15 protein-coding genes are annotated in these 20922 nt (G+C 64.8%); 6 read left to right on the forward strand and 9 right to left on the reverse strand.

Annotation, left to right across the window (positions count from 1 at the left end; genetic code table 11):
• The 3 genes from J4G43_RS07890 to J4G43_RS07900 all read left to right on the forward strand — a co-directional run bounded on the left by J4G43_RS07890 (position 1) and on the right by J4G43_RS07900 (position 2480).
• Positions 1-693, forward strand: a complete 693-nt coding sequence (locus J4G43_RS07890; protein ID WP_166083568.1) for an amino acid ABC transporter permease — start codon at positions 1-3, stop codon at positions 691-693.
• Between the two features lie 12 nt (positions 694-705).
• Positions 706-1437 (forward strand): amino acid ABC transporter ATP-binding protein, encoded by a 732-nt coding sequence (locus tag J4G43_RS07895; RefSeq protein WP_014491857.1) that lies wholly within the window; start codon positions 706-708, stop codon positions 1435-1437.
• A gap of 182 nt (positions 1438-1619) precedes the next feature.
• A complete protein-coding gene (locus J4G43_RS07900; RefSeq protein WP_208084439.1) occupies positions 1620-2480 on the forward strand; it encodes a D-amino-acid transaminase in 861 nt (286 codons plus the stop codon).
• Between the two features lie 140 nt (positions 2481-2620).
• On the opposite strand, the gene J4G43_RS07905 is transcribed toward J4G43_RS07900, so the two are convergent.
• From J4G43_RS07905 to J4G43_RS07915, 3 genes are all read right to left on the reverse strand, one after another.
• Complete coding sequence (locus tag J4G43_RS07905) at positions 2621-3082, reverse strand: carboxymuconolactone decarboxylase family protein (RefSeq protein WP_208084440.1); 462 nt, start codon at positions 3080-3082, stop codon at positions 2621-2623.
• A gap of 40 nt (positions 3083-3122) precedes the next feature.
• Positions 3123-4739 carry an MDR family MFS transporter gene (locus J4G43_RS07910; protein ID WP_208084441.1) on the reverse strand — a complete coding sequence of 539 codons (1617 nt, stop codon included), beginning with the start codon at positions 4737-4739 and terminating at the stop codon, positions 3123-3125.
• Between the two features lie 116 nt (positions 4740-4855).
• On the reverse strand, positions 4856-6007 hold the full coding sequence (locus J4G43_RS07915; protein ID WP_208084442.1) for an HlyD family secretion protein: 1152 nt from the start codon (positions 6005-6007) through the stop codon (positions 4856-4858).
• A 141-nt stretch (positions 6008-6148) separates the two neighbouring features.
• On the opposite strand from J4G43_RS07915, the gene J4G43_RS07920 reads away from it, so the two are divergent.
• The gene (locus J4G43_RS07920) at positions 6149-7057 is read left to right on the forward strand and encodes a LysR family transcriptional regulator (RefSeq protein ID WP_085403408.1); all 909 of its coding nucleotides are present in this window, start codon (positions 6149-6151) and stop codon (positions 7055-7057) included.
• Positions 7058-7207: 150 nt separating this feature from the next.
• Here the strand turns inward: J4G43_RS07920 and iaaH are convergent, their stop codons facing one another.
• Entirely contained in the window at positions 7208-8626 is a 1419-nt protein-coding gene (gene iaaH, locus J4G43_RS07925; protein WP_208084443.1) for an indoleacetamide hydrolase, read from the reverse strand.
• A gap of 76 nt (positions 8627-8702) precedes the next feature.
• Positions 8703-12152: an indolepyruvate ferredoxin oxidoreductase family protein gene (locus J4G43_RS07930; RefSeq protein ID WP_208084444.1), complete on the reverse strand. Its 3450-nt coding sequence runs from the start codon at positions 12150-12152 to the stop codon at positions 8703-8705.
• 152 nt (positions 12153-12304) lie between these two features.
• Here J4G43_RS07930 and J4G43_RS07935 point away from each other — a divergent pair, with 152 nt between their 5' ends.
• Positions 12305-12760, forward strand: coding sequence for an Lrp/AsnC family transcriptional regulator (locus J4G43_RS07935; protein WP_014491864.1), 456 nt, complete (start codon positions 12305-12307; stop codon positions 12758-12760).
• A gap of 124 nt (positions 12761-12884) precedes the next feature.
• On the opposite strand, the gene J4G43_RS07940 is transcribed toward J4G43_RS07935, so the two are convergent.
• The 3 genes from J4G43_RS07940 to J4G43_RS07950 are packed head-to-tail and all read right to left on the reverse strand — an operon-like array spanning position 12885 to position 16125.
• A complete protein-coding gene (locus J4G43_RS07940; protein WP_208084445.1) occupies positions 12885-13670 on the reverse strand; it encodes a fumarylacetoacetate hydrolase family protein in 786 nt (261 codons plus the stop codon).
• A gap of 15 nt (positions 13671-13685) precedes the next feature.
• Positions 13686-15053, reverse strand: coding sequence for an LLM class flavin-dependent oxidoreductase (locus J4G43_RS07945; RefSeq protein WP_208084446.1), 1368 nt, complete (start codon positions 15051-15053; stop codon positions 13686-13688).
• A 19-nt stretch (positions 15054-15072) separates the two neighbouring features.
• On the reverse strand, positions 15073-16125 hold the full coding sequence (locus J4G43_RS07950) for an Ldh family oxidoreductase (protein ID WP_208084447.1): 1053 nt from the start codon (positions 16123-16125) through the stop codon (positions 15073-15075).
• Positions 16126-16420: 295 nt separating this feature from the next.
• Between J4G43_RS07950 and J4G43_RS07955 the strand changes: the two genes are divergently transcribed.
• Entirely contained in the window at positions 16421-20536 is a 4116-nt protein-coding gene (locus J4G43_RS07955) for a bifunctional diguanylate cyclase/phosphodiesterase (RefSeq protein ID WP_208084448.1), read from the forward strand.
• On the opposite strand, the gene J4G43_RS07960 is transcribed toward J4G43_RS07955, so the two are convergent.
• The gene (locus J4G43_RS07960; RefSeq protein WP_208084449.1) at positions 20510-20851 is read right to left on the reverse strand and encodes a hypothetical protein; all 342 of its coding nucleotides are present in this window, start codon (positions 20849-20851) and stop codon (positions 20510-20512) included. The two genes, J4G43_RS07955 and J4G43_RS07960, sit on opposite strands and share 27 nt — an antisense overlap.
• Positions 20852-20922 lie beyond the last annotated feature (71 nt).

The following is a 20922-nucleotide window of genomic DNA, read 5'->3' on the forward strand; positions in this document are numbered from 1 at the left end:
ATGTTCAGCAATCTCGATTTCGAGGTCATCCGCCGCTCGCTGCCCTATCTGTTCTACGAGGGCATGACCTTCACGGTGACGCTGACGGCGCTCGCCGCCCTCGGCGGCCTGATCTTCGGCACGGCGATCGCCCTGATGCGGCTGTCCGGCTACAAGACACTCGGGCGCATCGCGGGTGTCTATGTCGACTTCATGCGCTCGCTGCCGCTGGTGCTGGTGATCTTCTGGTTCTATTTCCTGGTGCCCTATATCGGGCAGTGGGTGACCGGCGCCTCGCGTCCAATCAGCGTCGGCGCGTTCGCATCCTCGCTCATCACCTTCATCATGTTCGAGGCGGCGTACTTCTCCGAGATCATGCGCGCCGGGATCCAGTCGATCTCGCGCGGCCAGCCGGCCGCCGCCAACGCGCTCGGCCTGACTTACGCGCAGACCATGCGCTACGTCGTGCTGCCGCAGGCGTTCCGCAACATGCTGCCGGTGTTGCTGACGCAGACCATCGTGCTGTTCCAGGACACCTCGCTGGTCTACGTGCTGTCGATCCCGGACTTCCTCGGCGCGGCCAGCAAGGTCGCGCAGCGCGATGGCCGTCTGGTCGAGATGTATCTGTTTGCCGCCGTCGTCTACTTCACCATTTCCTGCATCGCGTCTTTCGGCGTTCGCCGCCTCCAGTCGCGCATCGCCATCATTCGATAGAGCGCATCGGTCATGATCGAAATCAGCCACGTCAACAAATGGTACACCCCGACCTTCCAGGTGCTGACCGACTGCACCACCAGCGTGACCAAGGGCGAGGTCGTCGTGGTCTGCGGCCCCTCGGGCTCGGGCAAGTCGACGCTGATCAAATGCGTCAATGCGCTGGAGCCGTTCCAGGAGGGCGACATCAGCGTCGACGGCACCAAGGTCAATGACCCCAAGACCAATCTGCCGAAACTGCGTTCGCGCGTCGGCATGGTGTTCCAGCACTTCGAGCTGTTCCCGCATCTGAAGATCATCGACAACCTCTGCCTCGCGCAGCAGAAGGTGCTAGGACGGTCGTCCGACACGGCTGTGGCAAAGGGTATGCAGCTCCTGGACCGCGTCGGCTTGAAGGAGCAGGCGCAGAAATTTCCGGCGCAGCTCTCCGGCGGCCAGCAGCAGCGCGTCGCGATCGCCCGCGCGCTTGCCATGGACCCGATCGTCATGCTGTTCGACGAGCCGACCTCGGCGCTCGACCCCGAGATGGTGAGCGAGGTGCTCGACGTCATGGTCGATCTCGCCCGCGAAGGCATGACCATGATGGTCGTCACCCACGAGATGGGCTTTGCCCGCAAGGTCGCCAACCGCGTCATCTTCATGGACCGCGGCGAGATCGTCGAGGACGCGGCGAAGGAGGACTTCTTCGGCAAGCCGCGCAGCGACCGCGCGCAGAAGTTCCTGTCGAAGATCTTGTCGCATTAACCTCTGCTGTCATTCCGGGACGCGCCTCTTGGCGCGGGTCCGGAATCCATAATCACCATCGGGGGTATGGATCCCGGGCTCGCGCTACGCGCGCCCCGGGATGACGAAGAGTGGGGTTTATCGGGCCCGCCAAATCTCCTATACCGGTGGCCAAATTCCCCACTCCCGCCAGGAGACCTGCCTTGGACTCGATCGCCTACGTCAACGGCTCATTCGTCCCGCTCTCGGACGCCAAGATCTCGGTGCTTGATCGCGGCTTCCTGTTCGCCGACGGCATCTACGAGGTCTCGGCGGTGCTCGACGGCAAGCTGGTCGACAACGCTTCGCACCTGACGCGCCTGGAGCGCTCGGTCGGCGAGATCAAGCTGAAGTTGCCGGAGACGGTCGAGCGCATCACCGAGCTCCAGAAGGAGCTGATCGCGCGCAACAAGGTCGAGAACGGCCTCGTCTATCTGCAGGTCACGCGCGGCGCCGACAAGGGCCGCGACTTCGCCTTTCCCAAGGGCGACGTCAAGTCGAGCCTGGTGATGTTCACCTCCGAGAAGGACATCATCAACGCCGCCTCGGCCAAGACCGGCATCAACGTGATCACCGTGCCCGACATCCGCTGGGAGCGGCGCGACATCAAGAGCGTGGCACTGCTCGCGCAGGTTCTGGCGAAGCAGGCCGCGGCCGAAGCCGGCGCCGGCGAGGCCTGGATGCTGGAAGACGGCTACGTCACCGAGGGCGGCTCGTCCTCGGCGTTCATCCTGACCAAGGACGACGTCATCGTGACCCGCAAGAACTCCAACGCGATCCTGCCGGGCTGCACCCGCAAGGCCGTTGTGGCGCTCGCCGAAGAGCGTCAGCTCCGCGTCGAGGAACGTTCCTTCACGGTCGCCGAGGCGCTCGCCGCCAAGGAAGCCTTCGCCACCTCGGCGTCGCTGTTCGTCCAGCCGGTGGTTGCGATCGACGGCAACAAGGTCGCCGACGGCAAGCCCGGCCCGATGGCCACGCGGCTGCGGGAGATTTATATCGAGTTCGCCAAGGCGACGGCGGTCTGAGCCGCAAACTCCGCTGTCGTAGGGTGGGCAAAGCGAAGCGTGCCCACCGTTCCTTCAGCGAAGGCGTCAGAAGACGTGGGCACGGCGCAAGTGCGCCTTTGCCCACCCTACGAGATTTGCGCGCGAGGCGGCGTTGCGGCCTACGCCACCGACGCCTTCACCTTGACCGGATGGACCGCGCGGAACGCGATCGCGATCCGGTTCCAGGCATTGATCGCCCCGATCAGCATCGTCAGGTTCACCGCCTCCGCATCGGAGAATTGCGCGCGGACCTGCTCGTAGACGTCGTCCGGCGCGTGGGTCTCGGAGATCAGCGTCACTGATTCCGTCCAGGCCAGCGCGGCACGCTCGCGATCGGTATAGAGCGGGGATTCCCGCCAGGCGTTGAGCAGATAGATGCGCTGTTCGGTCTCGCCGCGCTTGCGGGCGTCCTCGGTGTGCATGTTGATGCAGAAGGCGCAGCCGTTGATCTGCGACGCCCGGATCTTGACGAGCTCGATCAGCGATTTCTCGAGTCCCGTGGACTGGATCTGCTCCTCCAGCGCCATCAGCGCCTTCATCGTGTCGGGGGCGGCCTGGTAGAAGTTCATGCGGGGCTTCATGGTCGTTCTCCTTTGCTTGAGTTAGTCTCTTGGGTTGATCTCAGTGAGCTCCACCGGCCGAGGTCTGGCCGGGTTTCTTCAGGAAGAATACGGCGATCAGGGCCACGATCAGTGCCATGCCGAGCAGATAGAAGGTGTCGCTGAAGGCGAAGATGTAAGCCTGCTTCTGCACGGTATGGCCGATCGCGACATAGGCGCGATGCGCGGCGTCGGCGCGGTCGAGCACGCCGTGATTGATGAAATACTGGGTGAGCTGCTCCAGCCGCGTCCGCGTCGCCTGCTCGAACACCGAGACCGACTGCGTCAGCACGTTGGAGTGATATTGCTCGCGCTTGGTCAGCAACGTCTGAAGCAGCGCGATGCCGACGGCGCCGCCGAGATTACGCATCATGTTGAACAGGCCCGAGGCCGAGCCCGCATTCTCCGCTTCGATGCCGGCGGTTGCCACAGCCGACAACGGCGCCATCACGAGCGCTTGGCCGATCGCACGGACGACATTGGGCCACAACAGCTGGTCGGCAGCGTAATCGTTGGTCATATAAATGTTCAGGAAGTTCGAGGCCGCGAACAGGACGAAGCCGACGCCGATGATGATCCGCGCGTCGAACTTCTGCATCAGGCGCGGCACCAGCGGGATCAGCACGAGTTGCGGCAGTCCGGTCCAGGCCAGCACCATGCCGATCTGCTCGGCATTGTAGCCCTGGATGCGCGCCAGATATTGCGGCAGGATGAACACCGAGCCGTAGAGCGCGACACCGAGCAGGAAGTTCGCGAGCATGCCGAAGCCGAAATTGCGGCGCACCAGCAGGCGCAAATTGAGCAGCGGCTTCTTCGCCGTGAGCTCGATGATCAGGAAGGCGGTCAGCGCGGTGGCGGCGATGACCGACAGCTTGACGATGAAGGGCGAGCCGAACCAGTCGTCCTTGTTGCCCTCTTCCAGCACGGTCTGAAGCGCCGACAGGCCGATCGCCATGGTGATGATGCCGGCCCAATCGCCCTCGCGCAGCAGCGCAAGCTTCATGGGCTTGGCGTCGAGCGCGTACCAGAGCATGCCGACCATGATCGCGCCGGGCACGAGGTTGACGTAGAAGATGTACTGCCAGCCGAAATTCTCGGTGAGATAGCCGCCGATGGTCGGGCCGATCGCCGGTGCGAACGTCGCCGACAGCGCGAACAGCGCAAGGCCGACGGGCTGCTTGGCGCGAGGCAACAGCGTGATGATCAGCGTGAAGGCCATCGGGATCAGCACGCCGCCGGTGAAACCCTGCACCGCGCGCAGCACGATCATTTGCGGCAGGTCCTGCGCCAGTGCGCAGTCCGCGGACAGAACCAGGAACAGGACTGCATTGGTGAGCAGATAGATGCGGATCGAGAACACCTGCGCAAGCCAGCCGGAGAGCGGGATCACCACGATCTCGGCGATCAGATAAGAGGTCGAGATCCAGCCGCCATCGTCGATACCGGCGCCGATCGCGCCCTGGATGTCGGCGAGCGAAGCGTTGACGATCTGGATGTTCAACACCGCCATGAAGGCGCCGAGGGTCGCGCCGATCACCGCGATCCAGGTTTTTGCGGAAACCGCCGGCGTGGCGGGCGCAGCAGGGGCTGGAATGCTGGCAGCGGAGGCGGTGTCGGCGGTCGGTTGGGGCGTGCTCATGGAAGCCTCGTCTCGGTCACGGAGACAGGATGCATTAGGCGGTTGGTTTTGATAATCGAGGAAGCGTGGGAAGGATCATCCGGCAGGATTTGATAATCCTGCCGGCCTTCCCGGCTTCAGCCGCCGTTCGGGCGGGAGGCGTTGTCGGCTAGTCGCTTGGCCGTCTCGCGCTCGGTCAGCACAGTCGCCTTGGTGTCGATGGTCGGCACCGCCGACATGCCGGGCCTGAGCAGGCCGGTCAGGCTGTGGTCGTCGAGCACGATCTTCACCGGCACGCGTTGCACGATCTTGGTGAAATTTCCGGTGGCGTTATCGGGTGGCAGCAGCGCGAATTCAAGTCCGCTGGCCGGCGAAAGGCTGTCGACATGACCGCGCAGCGTGCGATTGCGAAAACTGTCGACCTGCAGCTCGACCGGCTGGCCCGCACGCACATGCGTGAGCTGCGTCTCCTTGAAGTTCGCGACGACATAGACCGCATCGAGCGGCACCACCGCCATCAATTGCGTGCCGGCCTGCACATACTGGCCGACGCGTAATGAGCGTGCGCCGACCGTGCCGTCCACCGGTGCGGTAATCTCGGTGTAGGACAGGTTCAGCTCTGCCTGCTGTGCGACCGCGCGGGCGCGGTCGAGCTGCGCCGTGGCCTGGGCGCGCTGGGTGGTGAGCACATCGACCTTGCGCTGTGCGGCCACCAGGCCCGACTTGGCGTGCTGCAATTGGGCGTTGCTGGCGCGCAGCGCCGCATCGGTCTGTTGCGCACGCTGGATCGTGCCGGAGCCCGACTTCATCAGGTCGTCGTAGCGGGCGCGTTCTTCCTGCGCGAATTTCAGATTGGCGTCGGCCGCGGCCACGTCGGCCGTGCTCTGCTCGATGATCGGCTGCTGCAGCTCGAGCTGGGCATCGATGTTGCGCACCGAGGCTTCGCCGGCGGCGACATCGGCGCGGGCCTGGTCGAGCGCGGCCTTGAAGTCGCGGTCGTCGATCTTCGCGAGGAGCTGGCCGGCCCGGACCTTCTCGTTGTCGCCAACCAGCACCTTCGCGATGTAGCCGGAAACCTTGGGGGCGATGATGGTGGAATCCGCCTTCACATAGGCGTCGTCGGTGGATTCGAGGTAACGGCCGGTGCTCAGGTAGTTGTAGCCGAAGTCGCCGGCCGCGGCGATTCCGAGGGCCAGTGCCAAGCCGATGGCCGCCCGCTTGATCGCCTGCCGGGATGGACGAAAGCTGATTTTCTGATTGGTTTCAGTAGCATAAGAAGCGTTCGACATGGCATCCTCGGAATTCCCAACCGCCCCGGTCCGAACGGTGCGCCGTTGATGCCGGCAAGATGCGCTGTCTTCCCGCTTGTGATAATCCCGGAAGAAATGGAAGCATTATCCACCCATAGCGGATAATCCGGAGCCAGACCGATGGACCGCTTCACCAGTCTCACCGCCTTCGTCCGGGTGGTCGAAAATGGCGGATTTTCCGCCGCCGCCCGCCGGCTCAACATGTCCACGACCATGGTGAGCAACCACGTCCAGGCGCTGGAGGACCGGCTCGGGGTTCGGCTGCTCAACCGCACCACGCGAAAAGTGAGCCTCACCGAAATCGGCAAGGCCTATTACGACCGCTCGACGCAGATCCTCGCCGATCTAGAACAAGCCGATGACATCGCCGGCGCGCTGCAATCGACGCCCCGCGGCACGCTGCGCATTCACACCGCCACCCACATGGTGCCGTTCGTCGCGCCCGTGATGGCCGAATTCCTCGCGACCTATCCGGAGGTCAAGGTCGATCTGCGCATGGGCGAGACCAATGTCGATCTGATCGAGGAGGGCTTTGATCTCGCGCTGCGCATGGTCGCGCCGCCGGACTCCAGCCTGATCGTGCGGAGCCTGGCGACCTGGCGACACGTGCTTTGCTGCTCGCACGGCTATATCGAGGCGCATGGGCGCGTGCAGACGCTCGAGGAACTCGCCGGGCACAATTGCGTGCGCCACATCAACTATCCCTTCGACGAGTGGCGCTTCTTCGATCGCAAGGGCACGCCGGCCTCGGTCCGCGTCTCCGGCAATTTGATCACCAACAGCGGCGAAGCGCTGCGCGAGGCCGCGTTGCAGGGCGCCGGCATCAGTCTTGCGGCCGGCTTTCTGGTGGGGGATGACCTCGATGCGGGCCGGCTGGTGCGCCTCCTGCCGGAGTACCGGCCGGTCGAGATGTCGATGAACGCGGTCTATCCGCATCGGCATCATCTGTCGGCGAAGGTCAGGACCTTCATCGACATGCTCGTCCAGCACAGCGCCGAGCAGCAGAAGCTGATCAATCCGTATGCGTGAGCGGCGCGGCGGTGGCAGAACTGTAGGGTGGGCAAAGGCGCGAAGCGCTGTGCCCACCATCTTTTCTAATCGGCACCAATGGTGGGCACGCTTCCGCCTTCGCTCTGCGAGCTACGGCGGACAAGTCGCTTTGCCCACCCTACAATAGCGTTAGTGTGGCGCGGGCAGCCGCCCGAACACGCTGTCGAGCGCCATGCCGATCCCAAGCAGGCGGCGATCGCTGCCCGCCGGGCCATCCAGCTCAAGTCCAATCGGCAATTTGCTCGTCGCGCCAAGCGCGATCGGAATCTGGACGCCGGGAATGCCGGCATTGCTGCCGGGATCGGTGTTCTGGATGATCAGGCCGAAATTCTCGAGACTGCTGGCGTCCGGGTTGGAGGCAATTGCAACGCGCGGCGTGGTCGGGAAGGCGACGGCGTCGAGCTTGTTGCTGGCAAACGTATCGCTGTAGAGCGCCTGAAGCGCGGGGCGGGCGGTCGTGATCGCGGCGTCATAGATCGGCCTCGCGTCGAACAGCGCGTTGTCGGGTCCGGGCAGTTTTCGCGGGATCACCATGCCATCATAGATGCCTTTCACGTCGGCGCTGGAGATCTTCTCTGCCAGCGCCTCGACGCTGAGGCCGGTCCCGGTGTGCTTGAGATAGGCGACCATGTCGTCATAGGCCTCATACAGCGCGACGGGAAAGCTGACCTGGCCGTTGAGCTCGGCGAGCTCAGGCATCTCGATCTCGACGACCGTGACGCCCTGCGCCTTCACTTTTGCGATCGCCGCGTGGAACGCGGCTTCCGTGTCAGCGTCGAGATTGGTCAGCATCGCCTTCGCGATGCCGATCCGCACCTGCTTCAGATCAGCCGGCGTAACCTCGTCGCCGCCGGCGATCACGCGATCGAGCAGCGCGACATCTGCCATCGTCGCGGCCATGGGCCCCGCGGTGTCGCGGGTGTGCGAGATCGGCGCAATACCCTCTTGCGGATAGCGCCCGACCGTCGGGCGCAACGCGGCGCATCCGTTCAACGCGGCGGGGACACGGACCGATCCGCCGGTGTCGGTGCCGAGCCCGCCCGCGACGATCCGCGCGCCGAGCGCGGCGCCCGTGCCGGACGAGGAGCCGCCGGCGATCAGCGTGCGGTCATAAGCGTTGCGCACGCCGAACTCCGCGCCGGTCTTGAACGCGGTGTTGTAGCCGGAGATGCCGAAGGCGAGCTCGTGCATGCTGGTCTTGCCGATGATGACGGCGCCTGCAGCCCGCAGCTTCGCGACTACGGGCGCGTCAGCCTTCGGAACGTAGTCCTTCAGTGCCGGTGTGCCGGCGCTGCAGGGCAGTCCCGCGACCTCGATATTGTCCTTGATCACGATGGGCACGCCGCCGAGCGGCTTTGTCCTGTCGCCCGTCGCGTCGAACGCAGCCGCGGCCTTCAGGGCGCCGGCCTCGTCCAGCGTGACGAAGGCATTGAGCTCGGCATGGGCTTTGGCGCGGCTCAGTGCTTCCGTCGTGAGTGCGGTACTCGTGACTTTCCCGGCGCGCAGGTCGGCGACGGCCTGACTCAGGGTCAACTGGTCCAAATCCATGATGCGTCATCCGATTGCAGGGGCGCCAACAGGGTGCCGCCTAAAGTCCGGAGGCTGAGGCCTCACTGGTGCCGCGTCAACCGTGGGCGTGCATCTTTTGCGTTACCGACGTCGTCAAATTCGTGAGCAGCCGCTCGACCTCGGGCTTCACCTTGGCGATCGCGGTGTCCTTCACTGGTCCGTAGCCGCGGATCTCCATCGGCGCCTTTGCGACGGCAACGAGGTCGGGTAGATGCGCTGCGTCGAGCTGGCCGAGCATGCGTTCGATCAGGCCTTCATACCAGGCGATCAATTCCCGTTCAGTGCGCCGCTCATCCGTGTAGCCGAACGGATCGAATGGCGTTCCGCGCAATCCCTTCAACCGCGCCAGCATCGCGAGCGGCATCTGGATCCACTGACCGAAAGCGCGCTTGCGCGGACGGCCGCGTGCGTCGGGTTTTGACGGCAGGAACGGCGGCGCGAGGTGATATTGGATGCGAAAACCGTCCTCGAACTCGCGCTTCAGCTCGCCGAGGAAACCGCTCTGCATGTGCAGGCGCGCCACCTCGTGTTCGTCCTTGTAGGCCATCAGCTTGAACAGGGCGCGCGCGATCGCCTCGGTCAGCGCCTCGCTGTTCAGGTTGGCTTCGGCACGGCGGACCTTCGCGACGCTCGTCCGGTAACGCGCCGCATAGGCCCTGTCCTGATAGGCGGCGAGGAAATCGGCGCGGCGATCGATGATCTGATCGAGCGTCTCGGCTTCGGGCGCCTCGTATGCCTTCGGTAAAAACTCCGGATCGGCCGCGGCGATCCGGCCCCAGGCAAGGGCCTGCTTGTTGCGCTCGACCGCGACGCCGTTGAGCTCGATCGCACGCAGCAGCGCCGACAGCGCGACCGGAATAAGCCCGCGCTGCCAGGCAAAGCCGAGCATGATGATGTTGGCATAGACGGCATCGCCGAGCAGCCGCTCGGCGAGCGCGTTGGCGTTGATGGTGTCGAGATTGTCGTTGCCAATGACTTGTCGGATCGCGCGCAGGCGGGCGGGTGAGGCGAGATCGGCGTCGCGGAAGCGGACGACGTCGCCGGTTGGCATCTCCGCGGTATTGACCGCTGCGCGTGTGCCGCGGTGATAGGTGCCGGACGCCTTAGGTGAGGAGCTGACGACGAGGTCGCAGCCGATCAGCGCGTCGGCCGCGCCCTGGTCGATGCGGACCTGATGCAGCGCGTCCGGACTTGATGCAAGGCGGATGAAGCTCAGCACGGGACCAAATTTCTGAGCAAAGCCGGTGAAATCCAGCACGGAGACGCCACGCCGCTCCAGATGCGCGGCCATGCCGATCAGCGCGCCGACCGTGATCACGCCGGTGCCGCCGACGCCGGTCACGAGCAAATCGTAGGGACGATCGAGCGTGGCGGGAGCGGGCAGGGGAAGCGTAGCCGCGCGACCGACTACGTCGATCTCGCTCGCGCTCTTCTTCCGGCGCGTCGCGCCTTCGACGGTGACAAAGCTCGGGCAGAAGCCGTTGAGGCAGGAGAAATCCTTGTTGCAGGACGAGAGATTGATCTGGCGCTTGCGACCGAACGGCGTCTCCCTCGGCTCGACACTGAGGCAGTTGGATTCGACCGAGCAGTCGCCGCAGCCTTCGCAGACGAGATCGTTGATATAGGCAAAGCGCCTTGGGTCGGCCATCTGTCCGCGTTTGCGCCGGCGACGCTTCTCGGTGGCGCAGGTCTGTTGATAGATCAGGACAGAGACGCCGGAAATGTCTCGCAGCTCGCGCTGCACGGCGTCCATTTCCTCGCGAGGATGGATGGTCACGCCGATCGGCAGGTCTGCCGGCAAGAACTGCGCGGGATCGTCCGACACCAGCGCGATGCGCCCCACGCCTTCGGCGCGAACGCTGTGGGCGATAGCATGCACGCTGATGGGACCGTCGACCGGCTGGCCGCCGGTCATCGCCACCGCATCGTTGAACAGGATCTTGTAGGTGATGTTGGCCCTGGCGGCGATCGCCTGCCGGATCGCCATCGAGCCGGAGTGATAGTAGGTGCCTTCACCGAGATTCTGGAACACGTGCTTGTGGCCGGTGAAGCGTGACGACGCCGCCCAGTTGACGCCTTCGCCGCCCATCTGGATCAGCGAGGAGGTCTCGCGGTCCATCCAGCTCGCCATGAAATGGCAGCCGATGCCGGCCAGTGCCTTGGAGCCTTCCGGCACCTTCGTCGACGTGTTGTGCGGACATCCGGAGCAGAAATACGGCGTGCGCGTCGCACCGCTGACGTTGATCGTGCGCGCGGCCTCGGGCATCAAGCCGGCCGCGCGTGCGGCGAGATTGAGGCCTGGGAACATCGGATCGAGCCGGCGTGCGAGCACGCCAGCAAGCGCACGCGGCGACAATTCGCCGATCCAGGAGATCAGCCGCGCCCCTCGCTCGTCGTGCTTGCCGACCATGCGCTCGGGCTTTGAGCCTGGATAGTCGTAAAAATATTCCTTGAACTGGCTCTCGATGATGCCGCGCTTTTCCTCGACCACGAGGATCTCGCGCTTGCCTTTCACGAAGTCCATCGCGTCGTGCAGCGCCAGCGGCCAGACCATGCCGACCTTGTAGACGTCGATGCCGATGTTGCGGCAGGCCGCTTCATCGAGGCCCATCAGCCGCAGGGCCTCCATCAGGTCGAGATGCGCCTTGCCCGTCGTGACAATGCCGTAAGTGGCATTGGGAATATCGTAGATGTGGCGATCGATCGGATTGGCTTTTGCAAAGGCGTAAACCGCGTGCTTCTTCGCCTCCAGCCGCTCCTCGATCTGGGGGCCCGGCAGGTCGGGCCAGCGATAGTGCAGTCCGCCCGGCGGCGGCGTGAAGTCAGGCGTCTGGAAGGCGCGCGGCGGGTGCAGCGCGACGGATGCACCTGACTCGACAATCTCCGAGATCGCCTTGAAGCCGACCCACATGCCGGAGAAGCGGCTCAGCGCGTAGCCGTATTCGCCGAACTCGAGATATTCGCTGACGCTTGCGGGGTGCAGCGTCGGCATGAACCAGCTCATGAAGGCGACATCGGACTGATGCGGCATCGAGGAGGATACGCAGCCATGGTCGTCGCCGGCGACCACCAGCACGCCGCCACGCGGCGAGGAGCCATAGGCGTTGCCGTGCTTGAGGGCATCGCCGGAGCGATCGACGCCTGGGCCTTTGCCGTACCAGAGCCCGAACACGCCATCGACTTCGCGATCTGCCTGCGTCTCGACCTGCTGCGAGCCGAGCACTGCCGTTGCCGCGAGGTCCTCGTTCACCGCAGGGAGAAATTCGATGCGATCCCGCTTGAGCCGCTCCTGGATGCGCCAGAGCTCGAGATCGACGCCGCCGAGCGGCGAGCCACGGTAGCCGGAGATGAAGCCGGCGGTGTTCAGCCCGGCGGCGCGGTCGCGCCGCGCCTGGTCGAGCGCGATGCGGACGATGGCCTGCGTGCCCGTGAGGAAGACACGGCCCTCTTCGCGGTCGTAGCGGTCTGAGAGCTCGTAGCTGTCGAGTGATGGAACGGCGTCCATGGCGGACCTCGTGCGGCATCCTGCCTGATGACGGAAGGGTATGCCGGGGAGGCTGGTAGGTCTTGCCTATTCACCCTGTCTTGATCGATAATTCGGTAAAATTTTGCGGAAGATGGCATAATTCGGTAGAAGTTACCGAATCGGGGGCTTCCATGATTGAAGAGCAGGACGCGCGGATTCTCGCCCATCTCCAGACGGACGGCCGCGCCACCAACCAGCAGCTCGCCGACGAGGTCGGCATGTCCACCTCGGCGTGCTGGCGCCGGGTGCGTGCGCTGGAGGAGGCCGGCGTCATCCAGGGCTATGCCGCGCTGATCGCGCGCGAGCAGGCGGGCTTTGCGATGTCGGCCATCCTGCATGTCTCGCTGGAGCGGCACGATGCCAAATTCGTCGACGAGTTCGTCGCGCGGGTGACCACGCGGCGCGAAGTGCTGGAGTGTTTCGCGACCACGGGCGACGCCGACTATCATTTGCGCGTCGTCGTGCAGGACATGGCGGCCTACAACAGGTTCCTCGACGAGTTCATGTTCCGCATTCCCGGCATCCGCTACGTCCGCAGCAACGTGGTGCTGAAGGAGATCAAGACGAGTGTGGCGCTGCCGTTTTGATTGCGCGGGAAGTGCCGTGGTGCCGTAGGGTGGGCAAAGGCGCGCTTGCGCCGTGCCCGCCATCTCGCCTCGATTTGCGAAGGTGGTGGGCACGCTTCGCTTTGCCCACCCTACGGCACCTCTACTACCGCTGCTCCCGCACAAACCTGTTCCGCAATGTCCCCACGCCCGTGATGTCGATCTCCACCACGTCGCCGTGCCCGATGTCAGGCGAGGCGCCGTCCGTGCCCATCCAGATCACGTCGCCGGGCCACAGCGTGAAGTACTTGGTCAGCTCGACCAGGAACGGCACCACGCCGAAGATCATGTCGTTGGTGTAGAAGCGGTTGGTCTCCTTGCCGTTGACCCGGACGACGGTTTCCATTTTCGCCAGATTGGCCTCGGTTTCGATCCACGGGCCCATCGGCTTGAACGTGTCGGCGTTCTTCGAGCGCCACAGGCTGCGGTCGGCCTTCTGCCAGCTGCGTTCGCTGACGTCGTTGCCGATGGTGTAGCCGAACACGCAATCCATCGCATTCTGCTTGGTGAGATGCTTCACCTTCTTGCCGATCACGACGACGAGCTCGCCTTCATAGTGGATCTTGTCCGTCGCAAAGGACGGGATCACGACGTCCTCGTCATGCGCGATCAGCGCGTTCTGGGCGCGGTAGCCGATCTCGGGTCTATCAGGGACGGCCGGCACCTCGCCGCGCTTGTCGGCGGCTTCCTTCAGGTGCTTCAGATAGTTCAAGCCGACGCAATAGAAGGTGCGCGGGATCAGCGGCAGCTCGATCCGAACCTGCGCCAGCGGATGCGTGCGCGAGGTGCGCTGCCATTCGCCAAAGGGATCGCCGTCGACCGCGATCACCTGGTCGCCCTCGACAATTCCCCAGGAGGTCTTGTCCGAGACAGTGAATTTCAGCCAGCGCATGCTCTGTCCTCGTTGTTATTCCGCGGCATCGCGCGGCTGCACCTTCCAGGCGCCGGCCGTGGGCCGCTTCAGCCCGAGATTTTCGCGGAGTGTCTTGCCCCGATACTCCTTCTGGAACAAGCCGCGCCGTTGTAGCTCCGGCACGACGTGTTGCACGAAGTCCGCATAGGAGCCGGGCACATAGGTCGCGGCGATGACAAAGCCGTCGCAGCCACGCTCGACGAACATCTCTTCCAGCCTGTCCGCGATCTCCTTGGGACCGCCGACCATGGCGTCGTGGACCTGGCCGCGGCCGGAGAAGGTGACGAAGTCGCGCGCGCTCGGATTGCTCTTGCCGGAATTCTTCAGCACGCCGTCGCGGAGGCCCAGAATGCCCTGCATGCTCTTCAGATCGTCCGTCGTCAACGGCTCGTCGAGGTCCTTGGAGGCGAAGTCGTAATTGAGCGCTTCGGCAAGCAGCGACAGCGCGTCGATCTCGAGCGGCAGCTTGTTGATCAGCGCCATCTTGTCCTCGGCCTCCGCCTTGGTCGCGGCGCAGACCGGCGTCGTCAAATTGCAAAGGCGCATCTGATCGGGATCGCGGCCAGCCTTGGCTGCCTCGTTTCGAACGGCGGCATAACCTTCCTTGGCACCAGCGAGATTGCGCGCAGCCGTGAAGATCACCTCGCCCCAATGGCCGGCAAAGCGTTGGCCGCGGCCGGATGCGCCGGCCTGGATGATGACGGGATGGCCCTGGTCCGAGCGCGGCACGGTGAAGGGGCCACGGGACTTGAAGGCCGCCCCCTTGTGATCGAGCCGCTTCACCTTGGCCGGATCGGCAAAGCGGCCGCTCTTCTTGTCCATGATGAGCGCGCCGTCTTCCCAGGTGTCCCAATGCCCGAGCACGACCTCCATGAATTCGTCGGCGCGGTCGTAGCGCGAATCATTTTCGGGATGGGAGTCGCGGCCCATGTTGAGGGCCTCGCCGTCATTGAGCGAGGTGACGACGTTCCAGCCCGCGCGCCCGCCGGACATCAAATCGAGGGTCGCGAAACGGCGGGCAACGTCGAACGGCTCGTAATAGGTGGTCGAGCAAGTGGCGCCGAGGCCGAGCTTGTCGGTGACCATGCCCATCGTGGTCAGCACGATCAGCGGATCCATCTTCACGCAGCGGATGCCGTATTCGACGGTGTGGGCATGATCGTTGCCGTAACGGTCGGGCATCGCCAGCCGATCGTCGAAGAACGCCATGTGGAACTTGCCGGCTTCGAGGATTTTCGCGATCTCTTGATAATAGTCCGCCGACATCGAATCGTCGCGCGAGTCCGGATGCCGCCACGAGCTCGGCAAATTCGTGCAGTTCTGCGCCTGGAGGAAGCCGACCAGTACCATCTGCCGCGTCATACTGTTCTCCCAAATTCCGTCAGGCCAGATCGAGGACGGTATCGAGCCGGTACTCGCCCGCCAGCGCGCGCAGTTTTTCCCAGGTCGCATCCTCGATCTCGATGCCGTCGCGCAAGCGTTGCTGCTCGCGCAACCCCTCGATCTCGCCGGGATAGTACACGCCCTTGCTCCCTTCGGAGGGTGGCGTCGATTTCAGATAGCGCGCGAATTCGGCGACCTCGCGCTTGAAATCCTTCAGCGGACGGAACGCGGCGACGTTGAACACCGCCATGAAGCATCCGTCATTGTGACGGCCGGTCGGTTCGACGCCGAAGCCGAGACCGGTCAGCAGGCCGCACAGCACCTCGACCATGGCGGCGAGGCCGCTGCCCTTGTAGCCCTCGGTGCCGCCGAGCGGCAGCAGCGCGCCGCCCTTGCGATATTGCGTGGGGTCGGTGGTGTGCCGTCCCTCGGCATCGATGATCCACCCGGTCGGAATCTCCTCGCCGCGGGCGACCGCGAGCTGGATCTTGCCGGCCGCAACCGCCGAGGTTGCCATGTCCAGATAGAACGGCGCGTCGAGATCGGACGGCACCGCGATCGAGATCGGGTTGGTGCCGAGCCGCGCCTCCTTGCCCCCGAACGGCGCCACGTGCTTCGGCGAGCGGCCGGAATCCGCCGTCGCAATCCCGATCATGTCTTCGCGCATCGCCATCAGAGGATAGGCGGCGAGGCGGCCGACATGGCTTTGCCGGAATACGGTGCAGGCGGCAACGTTCGCCGTCTTCGCCTTCTCGATCGTCAGCGCCATCGCCTTGGCGTTGACGTGGAAGCCGAACCCCCACTGGCCGTCGATCACGGTCGTGGTCGGCGATTCCTGGACGATGGTCCATTTGGCGCCGGGCACGATGTGGCCGGCCTTGATGCGGTCGATGTAGGTCGGAACCGCGATCACGCCGTGGGAGTCGTGACCGGCGAGGTTGGCGTTGACGCAGCCCGTGGCCACCGCATCGGCCTCTTCGTCGGAAGCTCCGGCGGCGCGGAGCAGCGCGGCGCTGATGAGCGTGAGGCGGTCGGCCTTGACGATGGGCATGGTGTTCCCTCGGTATTGTGCCCTTAACGGGCTGCTTGTTGGGAGCCATCGTCTCAAAGCGTGGGAGCGATATCAATCTCCCGTAAACCAATACAGGGCTGCAAATTCGTGACGAGAGCGCGCCTTTGGCCGGAGAATCCTCCCGTGCGGCGGCATTCCCGACAGTTTGGCGCCGGCCGTTCGCAGCTCGTTCACTTTGATCGAGGGTTTGCAGCGCGCAATAACGACCACTTAGGCCGTCGCCGTTCATAAAGCACCCGGGAGAATTAGGCAGAAATGCCCGGGAGCTGAGACCGTGCAGACGACCCTCGCGCGCACCTTTGCAGCGTTGAGCGCCATCAACGAAGCGATCCTTTACGCGAAATCGCCGGACGAGCTGTACCAGAAGGTCTGCGACGCCGGGTTTTCGAGCGGAGACTTTTTGGCCGTTGCGGTTTTCCTGGTGGGGCCGGATGGCCGGCGGCTGTGCTTTGCGGCCGGTTGCGGCGATGACGTTGCGCGGCTGCGTTCGCTCGAGATCACGACTGACTCCGTCACGCCCGAGGGAGCGGGTGTCGGCGGCGAAGCCTTTCGCAATCAGAAGCTGAGCATCAGCAACGATTACCTGAATGATCCTCGCTCGCTGGCGTGGCGCGAGGGCGCAGCCAAGGCCCACATCGGCGCGGCGGCTGCGCTGCCGCTGCTCTGCAACGGCAAGAGCGTCGGCGTGCTGTATGTGACCCGCAGGGAAGCCGGCTCGCTGAACGAGCAGATGGTGTCGCTGTTCGAGCGCATGTCGGCCAACATCTCCTATGCGCTGGACAATTTCGCGCGCGAGACCGCGCGGCAGACCAGCGAGCTTGCGACGCGGCGGCTCAACCGCATGTTTGGCGCGCTCAGCGCGACCAACGAAGCCATCCTGCGTGCGAAGACCGAGCGGGAATTGTATCAGCTCGTGTGCGACGCCTCGGTGCACGGCGGCAAGTCGCTAGCGACCTTCGTTCTCCTGAAGGAGCCGGACTCGCATTGGCTGAAGCCTGTCGCCGGCACCGGCGAGAATCTGGAGATCGTGGCCCGGACCCACTACTCCGTCGACCCCGAGAATCCCTATGGTCGCGGCATTTCCGGCGAGGTGTTTCGAACCCAGAAGCCCCATGTCGAACGCGATCTCGCGCGTCGCACCAGGGGAACGCCGTGGGAGCAGGCCAATCTCAACACGGGTGTTGCCGCCTGCATCGCGGCCCCCCTGATCCGGAACGGCGAGAGCATCGGCGTCATCCTGTCCTTCCTCAGCAAGTCCTGGGCGAAGGACGAGGGGGTCGTCGCACTCATGCTGCGCATTGCCGAGAACGTCTGCTTCGCGATCGACAATTTCGACCGGGAGGCCGAGAAGGCGCGGATCGCCGAGGAGGAAGACCGCCTGGCGCGCATGTACGCGGCGCTGAGCGCGACCAATGAGGCGATCCTGCGCGCACGCTCGCGGGCCGAGCTGTTCGACCTCGTTTGCGAAGCGACGGCGAAAGGCGCCAAGTTCACCTCGGCCAACATCGCGCTCGTCGATCGCGATGCCGAGCTGCTTCGCGTCGTTGCTTGCTACGGGCCGAACGCGGATATGGTCCGAAATTTCAAATTCTCCACGTCCGACCAGGTGCCTGAAGGCCGAGGGCTGACGGGAACCGCTTTCCGCACGCGCCAGCCTTGCATCAGCAATGATGTGCAGTCCGACGACCGGATCGCGCCCTGGGCGGCCAACGCTCGTCGGAACGGCATCGGCTCCTCCGCGGCGCTGCCGCTGTTCAATGGCGACAGCGTCGAAGGCGTCTTCCTCTTCAACTCGCCGGAACGCGGCACGTTCACGCCCGAATTCGTCGAGCTGCTGCAACGGCTCCAGGCCAATGTCGCCTTCGCGCTCGAGAACTTCGATCGCGCCGACGAGAAGGCGAAGGCCGAGATGCAGCGCAACCGTCTTCGGGGCATGTTGGAGGCGCTGAGCGCGACCAACGAAGCGATCATGCGCGTGAAGTCCCGCGCCGAGTTGTTCGAAGCCGTGTGCGAGGCCGCCGTGCTCGGCGGCACGTTCACGTCTGCCACCATCGCCCTGGTCGATCCGACGGGGCGCTATCTCGACATCGCCGTCACCAAGGGCGAGTGCCGCAGTCACGTCGAGAACTGGCGGTTCGCGACGTCCGCCGATGAGCCCGAAGGACGCGGGCTCGCCGGCACCGCATTTCGCACCAAGGCCCCCTGCGTCGCGAACGAGCTCCTCACGGACGTTCGTGCGACGCATTGGCGTCGAATCGCGCGGGATCAAGGGACGAAATCCGGCGGCTGCTTCCCGCTGCTGAAGAACGGCACCAATGCCGTCGGCGTCCTTCTGTTCCTTTCGCCGGACGAAGGCACCTTCACGCCCGACCTCATCCAGTTGCTGGGGCGCCTCGCGGAGAACGTCTCTTTTGCGCTCGACAATTTCGCCCGGGCCGAGGAGCGGTCACGGGCCGAGGCGCAGAAGGAGCGCCTGACGCGCATGTTCGCCGCGCTGAGCGCCACCAATGAGGCGATCGTGCGGGCCAAGTCCCGCACCGAGCTGTTCGAGCTGGTGTGTCAGGCCGCGTCCACCGGCGGCAAGTTCACCTCGACGACCATTGCGCTCGCCAAGGCCGACAGCGACCAGCTCGCGATCGTCGCGGCCGCAGGGCCGTCCGCCGAGACCACGAGGAATGTTCGTCTCTCCATCGACGCCGACCGGCCCGAGGGGCGCGGCATGAGCGGCACCGCGTTCCGCACCCGGCAGCCCTGTGTCAGCAACGACTATGTCAACGACAGCCGTGTGAGCGCTTTCCATGCCGTCCTGCAAGGTGACGGCACGCGCTCGGGCGCGGCGTTCCCGCTGATCACGCACGGCCAGCCCGTCGGCGTCATGATCTACATGTCGACCGAGCAGGAGACTTTCACGGCCGAGTTCGTCGAGCTGTTGCAGCGCCTCGCCGACAACGTCTCCTTCGCGATGGAGAATTTCGATCGCGCCGACGAGAAGAACGAGGCCGACGAGCGGATCGAATACCTCGCCTCGCATGACAGCCTGACCGACCTGCCGAACCGCGAGACCTTCAACGGGCTGTTGCGGGAGGCGATCGACGAAGCTCAGCGCCACGATCATCGTTTCGCGGTGTTGTTCATCGATCTCGACCGCTTCAAGGTCATCAACGATTCGCTCGGCCATGAGGCCGGCGATCTGCTCCTGCTCGAAGTGGGGAGCCGGCTGCGCGGCGCGCTGCGGGAAACCGACGTGGTCGCACGCCTCGGCGGCGACGAGTTCGTGGTGATCCTCGACCAGTGCGGTGAGATCGACGACGTCCAGCGCATCGCGACCGGGCTGCTCGTGGCGCTCGCCGAGCCCATGGAGTTGGCCGGCCACGAATGCCACACCACAGCCTCGATCGGGATCGCGATGTATCCGGCCAACGGCTCCGACGTTCAGACGCTGACCAAGAACGCCGACATGGCGATGTATCTCGCCAAGGAAGACGGCAAGAACGGCTATCGCTTCTTCTCCAAGGAGGTGAAGACGCAGTCGATCGAGCGGCTGTCGCTCGAGAGCGCGCTGCGCCGGGCGCTGGAGCGCGAGCAGTTCTCGCTGAACTACCAGCCCAAGGTGGACATGGAGACCGGCCAGATCACCGGCGTGGAAGCGCTGCTGCGCTGGACGCACCCGGATCTCGGCAGCATCTCGCCGGCGCAGTTCATTCCGCTTGCGGAAGAGACCGGGTTGATCGTGCCGATCGGCCGCTGGGTGGTGAAGGAGGCCTGCGCGCAGGCCATGGCCTGGCAGCGCCGCGGCCTGTTGCCGGTGTCGATGGCGGTCAACCTGTCGCCGCGGCAGTTTGTCGACGAACATCTGTTGCAGGACGTCGACGAGGCGCTGGCGGCCTCCGGCATGTCGCCGGTGCTGCTCCAACTCGAGGTCACCGAGAGCATGATGATGCGCAATGTCGGTCGCGCGCTGAAAGTGCTGGACGCCATCCAGAGCCGCGGCATCCGCCTCGCCATCGACGATTTCGGCACCGGCTATTCGTCCATGTCGCTGATGAAGCATTTTCCGATCGACACCATCAAGATCGACCGCTCCTTCGTGCGCGACCTGCCGCAGGATTCGGAGGACCAGGCGATCGCGCAGGCGATCATCAGCATGGGCAAGGCGCTCGGCATGACCGTGGTCGCCGAAGGCGTCGAGAACGCCGAGCAGGAGGCGTTCCTGCGCGCCCATGGCTGCGACGAGATGCAGGGCTTCCTCATCTCCAAGCCGGTGCCGGCGCGGCAGATGGCCGAGCTGCTGCGGCCGATCGAGCTGCCTGTCGCGCCGCCGCTCCAGCCGGAGCCGGACCTCGCTGCGACCGAAGCCGCGGCGTTACGGCTGAAACGCGCTGTCATCTGACGGCTGCGGGTGCAGCTCGCGGACGTTGTCTTGCTTGATGTCCGCTTTGCGCGGAAAATCATCCGGCCAGGGCTGCGAGGTTTGCTCGGCGAACAGCTCGAGGAGGGCATGCGCACCTTCGGCAAAGCTTGAGCCCTCGCCGAGGCCTAGCTCACAACACCACACCTGTCGCATCGGCTCGTGCGCGTCGACCACCGCCATCGCCGGTCCCCACCACCAGGCCGGTGCCGGCGAGCGTTCATCCTCCGGCACGGCGTGCCATAGGACGAGCTCGTCCATCACGCGTTCGAATTGCAGGCTTGCGGCCTGATGCATTCGCTCCGTGCTCCCTGGGCCGCGCCTGAAAGCAGGCCGATGCCCGGACTCGATCGTGGCCTTCGCTGTGA

Origin of the sequence: Bradyrhizobium barranii subsp. barranii (assembly GCF_017565645.3) — a bacterium.
In the GTDB taxonomy this organism is placed as follows: domain Bacteria; phylum Pseudomonadota; class Alphaproteobacteria; order Rhizobiales; family Xanthobacteraceae; genus Bradyrhizobium; species Bradyrhizobium barranii.